Source organism: Tardiphaga sp., from assembly GCF_025356345.1.
GTDB lineage: Bacteria > Pseudomonadota > Alphaproteobacteria > Rhizobiales > Xanthobacteraceae > Tardiphaga.
On record NZ_JANXTC010000036.1, the window covers coordinates 1 to 11671 of the forward strand.

The window sequence follows — 11671 nt, forward strand, 5'->3', positions numbered from 1 at the left end:
CTAGAGCATGATGACCTAAAGATGAATCGGTGTCCCATCCCCCGTCATTGCGAGGAGCGAAGCGACGCGGCAATCCAGAGCCACAAGCTCCGCAAGAACTGGATTGCTTCGTCGCAAGGGCTCTTCGCAATGACGTGGAGAGTCCGGTGGATCGAACTTACGCCGCCCGTGCGTCGCCGCCAAAATGCTCGATGTATTTCGCGCCGATCGCCGCCACCGGCATCACGATCAGGACGTCGGTGGTGCCGAACTGATGGTCGATTACCGCGCCGTCGCCGATATGGGCGCCGAGCCGAAGGTAACCCTTGATCAGCGGCGGCAGCGCGCGTAGCGCGGCCTTGCTATCAATCGCTTCCTTGGCCATCCGGTTCATTTCCACATAGCGCGACGGATGCGCGCGCGCGCGCCAGGCTTCCGGGGCGCGGGCGTAATGGTGCAGGAACGACAGCGGCAGCGCCAGCCGGTCGGGGTCGGTACCTTCAAAACTGGCACAGCCGATCATGACGTCGAAACGGTTCTGTTTCACATAGGCCCAGATGCCCTGCCACAACAGTTCGACGGTGCGCTTGTTGCGGTAGCGCGGCAGCACACAGGATCGGCCAAGTTCGAGAAAGCGCAGATCGGCGTGGCGCTCGATCATGTCCGATAGGTCGAATTCATTCTCGGTGTAGAAGCCGCCATGTTTCATCGCCGTCTCGTGGCGCAGCAGACGATAGGTGCCGACCACCGGTTGCTTGCCGGACATCGACGGCTTGGCGGCGTGGTCGATCACCATCAGATGGTCGCAGATCTTGTCGAACGCATCCTTGTCGCGCTGCGCCAGCATGGTAGCGGCGTCGGCGATCGCGGTGCCGTCCTTGTAGAACACCTTGTAACGCAGTCTTTGCGCGCGCTTCACGTCGCGCTTGTCCTGCGCCAGCCGCACCTCCAGCGGCCCCATCCGGCCGAGCGCGGGCGGGACGGCCGGGAAGCCGCGGATGTCCTTGAGACCCGGCGACGGCTTGAACCAGGTGATCGCGGTTTGCGCGGCGGCGCCCATGTTCTGCGGCCGCAGCATCTGCATGATGCCCGGCTTCGGGCGCGCGATTTCGTTGCCGTGCATGGCCACCCCCGTGGCCGCCATCTCGAATCAAACCGATGCGGCCTCAAGGATCAGACATCACGGCTGCTCAACAGGCGTGTGACGACTGCATGGACGGAATGTGACAGCGCTCATGCCGCGACGTGGCGCGCCGTGGTCAGCCGCGTCAGCGCGTCGATGAGTTTCTCGCGGTCCAGAGGTTTGACCAGGAAACCGTCCATGCCGGCTTCGAAGCACGCGTAGCGATCCTCCACCAGCGTGTTGGCGGTCAGCGCCAGGATCGGCGTGCGCCGGACCCGCCGGCCGGCCTCGCGGGCGCGGATCCGTCTGGTGGTTTCGATGCCGTCGAGCCCTGGCATCTGGATATCCATCAGCACCAGATCGTAGGGCGTGCCGGCCGCTTCCGATGCCAGCCAGGATTCCAGCGCGGCCTCGCCATTGTCGGTGACGATTGCCCGATGGCCGAGCCGCGTCAGCAGCGAACGCATCAATAGCGCGTTGATTTCGTTGTCTTCGGCCACCAGGATCGACAGGCCCGCCGCGGCGGGCGCTTCGATCACGGTTCGCTCTGGCTCGTACAGGTCCTCGATCGCCATCGCCGGCGCCAGTGTCTCCGGCGTCAGCGCCAGCTGCGCGGCAAGCGACGCCGCGCGCAGCGGCTTGACCAGATAGGCGGTGAAGGCGGTGGAAGCGCCGGGTTGCAACTCATGACGCATCGCCGGGGTGAACATCACGATTCGCCGGTCGGCATGCGGGATGGCGGCGACGGCGAGGCGCTCGACTTCGGCGGATCCCAGCGCGCGGTCGATCAGGATGGCGTGCCAGCGACGATCCGGCAGCAACGCTTGCGCCACGCCGGGATCCGAAACCGTGCAGGTCTGCGCGCCCCAGCGCTCCAGCCGCCGCGCGGTCAGCGCGGCTTCGATGGTCTGTGGCGCCACCAGCATGACCGATTGTCCGGTGAGGTCGGGCGCGGCAAACACCGGCTGCTCGCCCTCGCCGGCCGCCAGCGGGATCGAGACGATGAAGGTCGATCCCTTGCCGGGCTGGCTGTCGAGCGTGATGCGTCCCTGCATGCGCCGGACGATGCGCTCGCTGATGCTCAGCCCGAGGCCGGTGCCGCCAAACTGCCGCGCGGTGGATGCATCGGCCTGTTCGAATTCGTGGAAAATACGCCGCTGCGCTTCCGGCGCGATACCGATGCCGGTGTCGCGCACCAGGAAGCTGATCTCGCCCGGCCGTGTGCCGGGCTCGACGATCAGCGCCACGCCGCCGGTCGAGGTGAACTTGATCGCATTGCCGGCCAGGTTGAGCAGCACCTGGCGCAAGCGTGCGGGGTCGCCGACCACCCGCGGCGGCAGCCGCTCGTCGATATAGGCGGCGATTTCCAGATGGCGGGCCTGCGCGCGCGGCGCCAGCAATTCGGTGATGTCCTCGATCAGCCCGGCCAGCACGAACGGGCTGTTCTCCAGATCGATCTTGCCGGCCTCGATCTTGGAATAATCCAGCAGTTCCTCGATCAGCGACAGCAGCGCATCGCCGGAGGTCTTCACGGCTTTTGCATAGGTGACCTGTTCGGGCGTCAGCGTGGTGTCGAGCAACAGCCCGCTCATGCCGATGATGCCGTTCAGCGGTGTCCGGATTTCATGCGAGGCCATCGCCAGGAAACGCGATTTGGCGCGGTTGGCGGCGTTGGCGGAATCGCGCGCCTCCTCGAGCGCGCGCTCGGTCTCGGTGCGCTCGGTGACGTCGCGGCCGACGCTCTGCAACTCGGCGGGCTGCCCGGAATCGATCCGCACCAGGCCTTCGCGCCAGGCGATCCAGCGCGGGCCGGTCACGGTGGCGATACGCTGGTCGTGGATGCTGGTGCCGTTGGGCTCGTTGACGATACGGCCCTGCTCCAGCACCTGCAAGTCGAACGCGCTGCCGACCAGCGCCTCGCGCGGCAGCTGCGCCAGCGTGCAATAGGCGTCGTTGACGAAACTGATATCACCGCGGGCGCCGCGGATCACGATCAGGTCACCCTGCGCCTCGAACAGGCTGCGCGCGCGCTCCTCGGCTTCCCTCAATTCCCAGTTGCGGTCCACCAGCGTCTCATTATGCGCCGCCAGCTTGCGCATCCGCTTGCCGAGGAAGCGCATCCGCATGCTCATGGTGGCGAGCGCGACGCAGGCGAGGGCGAACAGCATGCTGGCGCCGATCGCAAAGGCGTGCGGGTCGTAGCCGGAATCCTTCGACGTACTGCCGGCGATGAAGCCATAGGCGCCGCCGAACGCGGCCGAGAACATCACAAAGGAGCGGATCGCGAAGCTCAGCCACGGAAAGCGGCGCGCGAAGCGACGCATCTGAACCTTGATCCGGAAACTCCGCCCTAACACTGGTCACCCATTTCGATATCGCCCGCCATCACTCGCCCGGCGTGCCGGCACAGCGCGATCGCGGCGCGCGGAATTGGCGCGACAATGCCGCGGTGTGATTGCCAAGTGTTTGTCGGCAATCGCGGTCGCCGAGATCCGCTTCCAACAAGGTTGATAGGACGTTAATGCCGGGTCAGAGCGCGGCCCGCAGGTGCCCGCGTCCATGATGGGCGCCGACGATCAGAGCGGCGGCATCCTGGACGGTGAAGCTGCGCGACTGCACGAACACCCGGTAGTCGGCATCGGGGTCGCGCGACAGATAGATCACCGGCCCGGTCGGCGACGGCGCCGCCGACACCGCGATCGAGCGGTGCGCCGCGCTGCCGTCGCAGGCGCTCGCCTCGGCGCTGTCGAGGTCATCGACCACCGCGAAGTCGGCCAGTTCGGCGGAACCGACAATCTGCACCCGCACCGTGGCGAGGCCGGGATCCTCGGTGAAGCTAACATAAGAATCCGCCTGCCATGGCGCGGCGCCGATCCGCGGCACGGTCTCGCCGATCGCGATGCACGGCCGCAGCGCGGATCTCGATTCGCCGCGCGCCAGCAGCGCCAGCAGCAGCAGGGGGATCGTCGACGCAAGAAGCCGGAAACGCGACATGACACATACTCGCCCTGGCCCCGGGAAGGCGGGGTTATGGTGAGCGGATCGTAAACAAAACTCGTTACTGACCGGTTGACGCGTGCATCACGAGCAAGGCTGCGACCGCGGGCTCACGCGGCGCGGCGCGCCTCCTCGGCCAGCGCCCGGTAGGACAGCGCCTCGGCCAGATGCGGCCGGCCGATCCTGTCCGCGCCATCGAGATCGGCCAGCGTGCGGGCGACGCGCAGCACGCGGTGATAGCCGCGCGCCGACAGTTTCATGGTCTCGGCGGCGTCGCGCAGCAACGCCTGCCCCGTCGCATCCGGCTGCGCCACCACTTCCAGTACCGCCGCCGGCGCCGCCGCATTGGTGCGGATGGCGCCGAGCCCCGCCGCGGCATAGCGCGCCGCCTGGATGTCGCGCGCCATCGCGACGCGGGCCGCGACCTCCGCCGAGCCCTCGGCGGGCGGCGGCAGGATCAGGTCGGCGGCGGTCACCGCCGGCACCTCGATGCGCAAATCGATGCGGTCCATCAGCGGCCCCGAAATGCGCGACTGATAGTCCGACGCGCAGCGGTCGACGCGGCCGCGCCTGCAGGCAAAGCCGGGCTCGAAAGCGTGGCCGCAGCGACATGGATTCATCGCTGCCACCAGCATGAAGCGTGCCGGATAGGTAACCCGGTGGTTGGCGCGCGACACCGCGACCTCGCCGTTTTCCATCGGCGCGCGCAAGGAATCCAGCACCCTTGGATCGAACTCCGGCAGCTCGTCGAGAAACAGCACGCCCTGATGCGCCAGCGAAATTTCACCGGGTCGGGCGCGGATGCCACCGCCGGTCAGCGCCGCCATGCTGGCGGAATGGTGTGGCGCGCGGAACGGCCGCTGCGCCGTCAGCGCGCCGTCCTTGATCTCGCCGGCCACCGAAGCGATCATCGAGACTTCGAGCAATTCGGCCGGCGACAGCGGCGGCAGGATCGACGGCAGCCTTGCCGCCAGCATCGACTTACCGGCGCCCGGCGACCCGGCCATCAGCAGATGATGGCCCCCGGCGGCAGCGATCTCCAACGCCCGCTTGGCGCTCTCCTGGCCCTTGATGTCGCGCAAATCGAGCAAGGAGGCCGCCCGCGCCTGCACCCTGGGCCGCGGCCGCGACAACACCTGGGTGCCCTTGAAGTGGTTGGCGATCTGGATCAGCGAGGTCGCGGCAATGATCTCGATGTCCGGGCTGGCCCATGCCGCCTCGGCGCCGCAGGCCGCCGGGCAGATCAGCCCCTCGTCACGGGCGTTGGCCCCGATCGCCGCCGGCAATACGCCGGCCACCGCCGCGATGCCGCCATCGAGGCCGAGTTCGCCCAGCACCGTGAAACCGGCCAGCGCGTCGGGCGGAATCGCGCCGATCGCCGCCATCAGCCCGAGCGCGATCGGCAGGTCATAATGGCTGCCTTCCTTCGGCAGGTCGGCGGGGGCCAGGTTGACGATGATGCGCCGCGCCGGCAGCGCCAGCCCGGAGGCGACCAGCGCCGCGCGCACCCGCTCGCGCGCTTCCGACACCGCCTTGTCCGGCAGCCCGACGATCAGAAAATTCGGCAGCCCGGGCACGACCTGCACCTGCACATCGACCGTTCGGGCCTCGATGCCTTCAAAGGCGACGGTTGAAACACGCTGAACCATGGCGACCCCCAAGACAGAAATGTAACCCAAGATTGTGTTTATGCAGGAACAAGAAGAGAACATTATTGATTGCCGGTGGGTAACCGCGGCCGTGACCGGTATTCCCGAGGCAAATGTTAAGGGCTGCATGCGACCCAAGGATACCGATCAGAGGCGCCCCAACCGCAGATGTCCCAGCCGTTTTCCCCAGTGCCCGCCGAGTGCAGCGACGCCGACCGGATCGCGTCGCTGCAAGCGCAGCTCGATGCGCAGGCGCGGCTGATCCGGCAGCAGGTCGCGTCGTTGGCGCACAGCCAGAAAATTTTCGCGCGGGCGTCGGCCGCGGCCCGCATCGGGGTGTGGGAATGCATCCTGGCTGATGAGTCGCTGATCTGGACCGACGTCGTCTACGACATCTTCGACTTGCCGCGCGGCTCGGCGCTCGACCGCGGTGCGATCTTGAAATGCTATCCCGCCGAATCGCTGAAGGCGCTCACCCTGCGGCGCAGCAAGGCGATCACGGATCGCACCGGATTCAGCCTCGAGACCGAGATCGTCACCGCCAAGGGCAACCGGCGCTGGATCCGGATCACGGCCTCGGTGGAATGTGTCGACGGCGTCGCGGTGCGGATTTTCGGCATGAAGCAGGACATTACCGAGGAGCGCTTGCTGGCCGACCACAACCGCTACCTTGCCGAGTTTGACGTCATGACCGGGTTGGCCAACCGCAGCCGGTTTCAATCGAAACTGGCCGAGCTCACGCTGGCCGAGTCCGGCGACAACAAGCCGTTCGGGGCGCTGCTGCTGATCGATCTCGACGCGTTCAAATCGGTCAATGACGGCTATGGCCATGCCGCCGGCGACGAATGCCTGCGCCAAGCCGGACAGCGGATTCGCCACGTCTGCGATGGGGCCGAACTGGTGGCGCGGATCGGCGGCGACGAATTCGCCGTCATCCTTGGCGCGCAGCTGCCATTCGCGGAGATTTCGGAGGCGGCGCGGGCCATCGTCGAGGCCTTGTTCCGTCCGATGCTGTTTCGCGATCGCCGGCTGCAGCTCGGCGCATCGGTTGGCGTCGCGCTGGCGGATGATTGCACGCCGGCGCAACTGTTCCTGATGGCCGATACCGCGCTGTACGCCGCCAAGAATGCCGGGCGAAACACCTTTCGCATCCACAAGCCCGGCTCTGGCAAGCACGGAACGGGCTCGTCGGCGGCGGCCTGAAAAGTCCCGCGACAGTCTGGGCTGTCCAGATCCGCCGCGGGAATCCGGCGATGCCTACAGATTCATCACCATCGGTTCGGCGATATAGCGGAAGCCCTCGCCGTTCTTCACCACATGGCCATAGCCGGGCCAGGCGAAGTGATACGACATCACCGCGATCTTGTTCGCCGCCAGCATGTCGAGCATTTTCACCCGCGAATTCGCCGCCATTTTCGGATCGGAGTCATAGGAGAATTCCATCCGCGGCTTTTCCAGCAGCAGCACCTGGTGATGGGTGAGGTCGCCGAGAAAGGCGAACGACTTGCCGTCCGACTGGATCATGAAGATGTGGTGCCCGAACGTATGTCCCGGCGCATGCATCGCGGTGATACCGGGCAGGAATTCCTGGCCGTCCTTGTAGAACACCAGCCGGTCGCGCACCGGCAGCAGGTTCTTTCGCGCGTGGACGACGAAATCCTTCAGCGGCGAGCCGAGCTTGGCCTCGTCGGTCCAGAATTTGAAGTCCTCCTCGCTGATATAGACCTGCGCGTTGGGAAACAGCGGTTTGTCGTTCTCATCGACGATGCCGCCGATATGATCGATATGGGCGTGCGAACAGACCACCGCGTCGATGTCGCCGGGCTTGATACCGGCCTCCGCCATGCTCTTCCGCAGCCGCCCGGTGGTCGGCCCGAACAGTTTTGACGTGCCCATCCCGGTATCGAACAGAACGAGCCTGTCGCCCATGTTCACGATCGGCGCGTTCTGCTCGAGGATGACGTTGCTGGCGTCGAGGAAATTGTCGGTGAGCATTTTCTTCACCTCGTCCTTCGGCACGCCGACAAAGGTGCCGGAGGGGTCGCCGAGCGGCAGCGGTCCGTCGGACACCACGGTCACCTCGGCTGACCCGAGCATGAAGCGATGAAAATACGGCGACTGCGTCCCGAGCTTCGGCGCCTTGGCATGCGCCTGGCCGCCGATCAGGGTAGCGCCGAGACCGGCGCCGAGCGCCAGCAGCGAACGTCGCGAAACATCTGATGTCATGTGCTTCTCCCGATTGCTTTTGCTTGCTGCCACGGCCGGCAGGCCGCCCGATTGGTCAGGCGTGCGGCCACATGCTGCGCCCGCAGGTAAAAGCAGGCAAGCGGGACTACGATCGGAGGGCAGGATATTTAAGCTCGCAGTTGCAGCGACGCCGCGGCCTTTCCCCGTCATTGCGAGGAGCCGTTGCGACGACGCAATCCAGTCTTGCCTTATGGCCTTCTGGATTGCCGCGTCGCTTCGCTCCTGGGAAGAACGGGCACTTGTCCCGGACGCGGCGCAATGCGCCTCCGCAGGAGGCGTCATGCGCCGCAGAACCGGGACCGCCAAAAACGCTGTTGCCTGATACGGTCCCGGCTCGGCGGAGCGGCATAAAAATGCCGCACCGCGTCCGGGACACGAGTACTATTTTTCATATCTCGGGATCGGCGAAAAAAAGGCCGGCGCCGAACTCGCAATAACGGGAATACGGCGGTGCCTCAGCCCCGCTTCGCTTCCACCACGTCCCAGAATTTCGCCGCCACATCCGGGCGGCCGAGTTTTGCAATCGCGCGGATGCCGGTGGGCGAGGTCACGTTGATCTCGGTGAGATGGCCGTCGATCACGTCGATGCCGACGAACAGCAGTCCGCGCTCACGCAAAGCGGGGCCGACGCGCTCGCAGATTTCGCGCTCGCGCGGTGACAGTTCGGTTTCCTTCGCGGCGCCGCCGCGCACCATGTTGGAGCGCAGGTCGTCCTCGGCCGGGACGCGGTTGACCGCGCCGGCGAATTCGCCGTCGATCAGGATGATGCGCTTGTCGCCATGCTTCACTTCGGGGAGGAAGCGCTGGATCACCCACTGCTCCTTGAAGGTGACGGCGAACATGTCATAGAGCGAGCCGAAATTCATGTCCTGCGGCAGCACGCGAAATACGGCCGCGCCGCCATGGCCGTGCAGCGGCTTCATCACCACCGCGCCGTGCTGCTTGCGGAAGGCGTTGATCTCTTCGATGTCGCGCGAGATCAGGGTCGGCGGCATCAGGTCGGCAAATCCCATCACGAAGATCTTCTCCGGCGCGTTGCGCACGCTCGCCGGATCGTTGACCACCAGCGTGTTCGGATGAATGCGTTCGAGCAGATGCGTCGAGGTAATGTAGGCCATGTCGAATGGCGGGTCCTGCCGCAGCAGCACCACGTCGAAGCTCGCCATGCTGGTCCGCACCGGCTCGCCGAGCGAAAAATAGTCGCCTTCGGCGTCGCGCACCGTCAGTGCCTGGACCGGCGCCACCAGTTCCTCGCCGCGCAGCGACAGCTTGTCGGGCGTGTAATAGAATAGTTTGTGGCCGCGCTTCTGCGCCTCCAGCAGCATCGCGAAGGTCGAATCGCCCTTGTGGTTGATGCGCGCGATGGGGTCCATCTGGACGGCGATGTTCAGGGTCATGAAGAAGTCCAAGGTTGGGCGGGTTCGGGGTCGGGGAGGCGGGTCAGGAGCCGGCGTCGAATGCCGCTAACAGATGGCGTGGCAGATGGCCGGGCGCAATCAGCATGACGTCGAAGCGCAGCTCGTCGCCGCCATGTTCGGGATGCGCCATCAGCCAGGCCTGCGCGGTATCAATGATGCGCGACTGCTGCCGCGGCGTCACCGCATAGGCGGCGTCATCGAGCGTGGCGCGGGCCTTGACCTCGACAAAGGCCACCAAGCCGCGTTTTCGCGCGATGATATCGATCTCGCCGAACGGCGAGCGAAACCGCCGCGCCAGAATGCGATAGCCCTTGGCGAGCAGCATCGCCGCGGCGCGGCTTTCGGCGGACAGCCCGGTGTTGAACGCGGCCACGCGTTCCGGCGCCGCCACTTTGCGCGCTTTGGAGGAGGGGGCAGGGGCGTCGTCAGTCTTCGCCATCGCCTTCCTTCATCTCCTTGGCCAGCTCCAGCGCGCGGGCATAAATTTCGCGGCGCGGCCGGCCGGACAGTTCGAGCGCATGGGCCACCGCGTCCTTGACGCTGTCATGCCGCAGCGAGGCGCGCAGCATCGTGTCGAGATCCTGCTCGGTCATCGCCTGCGCGTCCGCTTCCGGCGGGCCGATCACCAGCACGAATTCGCCGCGGGTCTCCAGTTCGCCGGCGACGGCCGCCAGCTCCGACACCTTGGCGCGCCGCACCTCTTCATGCATCTTGGTCAGCTCGCGGCAGATCGCGGCATCGCGCGTGCCCATGATGTCGGCAAGGTCGGCCAGCGTGTCCTGCACCCGGTTGCCGGAATCGAACATCACGAGGGTGGCGTCGATCCGCGACAATTCGGTCAGCCGCGCCCGCCGCGCCATCTGCCGCGACGGCAGAAAGCCCTCGAAGAAGAAGCGGTTGGTCGGCAGCGCCGCGACGGCGAGCGCCGCCAGCACCGAAGACGGGCCGGGCAGCGCGATCACGCTGAAGCCGGCGGCGGAGACCTCGCGCACCAGCTTGAAGCCAGGGTCGGAGATCAGCGGCGTGCCGGCGTCCGAGACCAGCGCGATCGAGGCGCCTTGCGCCAGCTTCTCGAGGATTTTCGGCCGCGCCTGTTCGGCATTATGCTCGTGATACTGCTTCAGCGTTCCCGCGATCGAATAGCGCTCGGTCAGCCGTCTTGTGATGCGGGTGTCCTCGCAGGCGATGATGTCGACCCCGGCCAGCGTCTCCAGCGCGCGCAGCGTGATGTCGCCGAGATTGCCGATCGGCGTCGCTACCAGATGCAGCCCGGGCACCGCCTTGGGGGCGGTCATGAGATGGCCGGCGATGGCAAAGGTCCGGGACGCCGGTGCCGAGGTGCCGTCGGGTGAAATGGGGGAAATGATTGCGCGCATGATGGCAATGTAGCGGGAAATGCCGGCCAGGGGCAGCCCTTCGCGGTATCGCGGCGGATCGTCGTTCGGCTGCGGTTCATCCTCGCCGTGCCACAACCTGACGGTGGCAGGGTAGGGCTGAACAACAGCCTTTTGTTCTGGTTAACTAATTGCCGACAATATGTGCGAATCCCCGCGCCAATCCTGTGGCGACAGAGGGATGGCCGACTGCGGTCGGCGAGAGAAAAAGCGATGGCTGACCCGATCAATCCCTATTTGCCGCGCACGGGAACGACCCGGCGGACCGCGCTCGGTCTGCTGCTCGGCGCCCCCTTGCTCGGCGCCTGTGCTGGCGGCCAGACGCCGTTCGGCAATGGTCCGGCCGCACCGGCGGGACCCGCGCAGCAGCCGCAGGCGGTGGGAACCGGGCAGGTCAAGGTCGGGCTGTTGCTGCCGCTGTCGGCGTCGGGCAATGCCGGCATCGCCGCGCAGTCGATGAAGAACGCCGCCGAAATGGCGCTGGCGGAATTCCAGAACCCCAATATCCAGCTCTTGATCAAGGACGATGCCGGCAGCGCGCAGGGCGCGCAGCAGGGCACCCAGCAGGCGCTCGATGAAGGCTGCGAGATCATGCTCGGGCCGTTGTTTGCGCTGTCGGTGCCAGCCGCGGCCTCGCTGACGCGGGCGCGAAATGTTCCAGTGATCGCATTCTCGACCGATTCCAGCGTCGCCGGGCGCGGCGTCTATCTGCTCAGCTTCCTGCCGGAATCCGACGTCAACCGGATCATCGATTACGCCGCCTCGACCGGCAAGCGCTCCTTCGCCGCGATGCTGCCGGACAATGCCTATGGCAATGTCGTCGAGGTCGCGTTCAAGCAGGCGGTGTCGCGCAAGGGCGGCCGC

Annotated in this window: 10 protein-coding genes; 2 read left to right on the forward strand and 8 right to left on the reverse strand. The window is 66.2% G+C overall.

Translation table 11 applies throughout. From position 1 onward, the window contains the following. Positions 1 to 157: 157 nt before the first annotated feature. The 4 genes from Q0S16_RS01850 to Q0S16_RS01865 all read right to left on the reverse strand — a co-directional run bounded on the left by Q0S16_RS01850 (position 158) and on the right by Q0S16_RS01865 (position 5748). Positions 158 to 1102, reverse strand: coding sequence for a GNAT family N-acyltransferase (locus Q0S16_RS01850; protein ID WP_295844384.1), 945 nt, complete (start codon positions 1100 to 1102; stop codon positions 158 to 160). Between the two features lie 110 nt (positions 1103 to 1212). Further along, positions 1213 to 3426 carry an ATP-binding protein gene (locus tag Q0S16_RS01855; RefSeq protein ID WP_295844387.1) on the reverse strand — a complete coding sequence of 738 codons (2214 nt, stop codon included), beginning with the start codon at positions 3424 to 3426 and terminating at the stop codon, positions 1213 to 1215. 205 nt (positions 3427 to 3631) lie between these two features. Beyond that, the gene (locus Q0S16_RS01860) at positions 3632 to 4096 is read right to left on the reverse strand and encodes a hypothetical protein (RefSeq protein WP_295844389.1); all 465 of its coding nucleotides are present in this window, start codon (positions 4094 to 4096) and stop codon (positions 3632 to 3634) included. Positions 4097 to 4209: 113 nt separating this feature from the next. After that, positions 4210 to 5748, reverse strand: a complete 1539-nt coding sequence (locus Q0S16_RS01865) for a YifB family Mg chelatase-like AAA ATPase (RefSeq protein WP_295844391.1) — start codon at positions 5746 to 5748, stop codon at positions 4210 to 4212. A 168-nt stretch (positions 5749 to 5916) separates the two neighbouring features. Here Q0S16_RS01865 and Q0S16_RS01870 point away from each other — a divergent pair, with 168 nt between their 5' ends. Continuing rightward, entirely contained in the window at positions 5917 to 6951 is a 1035-nt protein-coding gene (locus Q0S16_RS01870) for a diguanylate cyclase (RefSeq protein ID WP_295844392.1), read from the forward strand. Positions 6952 to 7005: 54 nt separating this feature from the next. On the opposite strand, the gene Q0S16_RS01875 is transcribed toward Q0S16_RS01870, so the two are convergent. The 4 genes from Q0S16_RS01875 to rsmI all read right to left on the reverse strand — a co-directional run bounded on the left by Q0S16_RS01875 (position 7006) and on the right by rsmI (position 10789). Next, on the reverse strand, positions 7006 to 7974 hold the full coding sequence (locus Q0S16_RS01875) for an MBL fold metallo-hydrolase (protein WP_295844393.1): 969 nt from the start codon (positions 7972 to 7974) through the stop codon (positions 7006 to 7008). A gap of 476 nt (positions 7975 to 8450) precedes the next feature. Then, complete coding sequence (gene gshB / locus Q0S16_RS01880) at positions 8451 to 9392, reverse strand: glutathione synthase (protein ID WP_295844394.1); 942 nt, start codon at positions 9390 to 9392, stop codon at positions 8451 to 8453. Between the two features lie 43 nt (positions 9393 to 9435). Next, positions 9436 to 9852 carry a YraN family protein gene (locus Q0S16_RS01885; protein WP_295844395.1) on the reverse strand — a complete coding sequence of 139 codons (417 nt, stop codon included), beginning with the start codon at positions 9850 to 9852 and terminating at the stop codon, positions 9436 to 9438. After that, positions 9839 to 10789: a 16S rRNA (cytidine(1402)-2'-O)-methyltransferase gene (gene rsmI, locus Q0S16_RS01890; protein WP_295844397.1), complete on the reverse strand. Its 951-nt coding sequence runs from the start codon at positions 10787 to 10789 to the stop codon at positions 9839 to 9841. Before rsmI ends, Q0S16_RS01885 begins: the two co-directional genes overlap by 14 nt. A 231-nt stretch (positions 10790 to 11020) precedes the next feature. Between rsmI and Q0S16_RS01895 the strand changes: the two genes are divergently transcribed. After that, a partial coding sequence (locus Q0S16_RS01895; RefSeq protein ID WP_295844399.1) for a penicillin-binding protein activator occupies positions 11021 to 11671 on the forward strand: 651 nt, incomplete at its 3' end.

Coding starts and splice junctions, on each gene's coding strand:
- Q0S16_RS01855 (WP_295844387.1), bottom strand. CDS start 3,426: ATGCGTCGCTTCGCGCGCCGCTTTCCGTGGCTGAGCTTCGCGATCCGC.
- Q0S16_RS01860 (WP_295844389.1), bottom strand. CDS start 4,096: ATGTCGCGTTTCCGGCTTCTTGCGTCGACGATCCCCCTGCTGCTGCTG.
- Q0S16_RS01870 (WP_295844392.1), top strand. CDS start 5,917: ATGTCCCAGCCGTTTTCCCCAGTGCCCGCCGAGTGCAGCGACGCCGAC.
- Q0S16_RS01865 (WP_295844391.1), bottom strand. CDS start 5,748: ATGGTTCAGCGTGTTTCAACCGTCGCCTTTGAAGGCATCGAGGCCCGA.
- Q0S16_RS01885 (WP_295844395.1), bottom strand. CDS start 9,852: ATGGCGAAGACTGACGACGCCCCTGCCCCCTCCTCCAAAGCGCGCAAA.
- Q0S16_RS01850 (WP_295844384.1), bottom strand. CDS start 1,102: ATGCACGGCAACGAAATCGCGCGCCCGAAGCCGGGCATCATGCAGATG.
- Q0S16_RS01875 (WP_295844393.1), bottom strand. CDS start 7,974: ATGACATCAGATGTTTCGCGACGTTCGCTGCTGGCGCTCGGCGCCGGT.
- gshB (WP_295844394.1), bottom strand. CDS start 9,392: ATGACCCTGAACATCGCCGTCCAGATGGACCCCATCGCGCGCATCAAC.
- rsmI (WP_295844397.1), bottom strand. CDS start 10,789: ATGCGCGCAATCATTTCCCCCATTTCACCCGACGGCACCTCGGCACCG.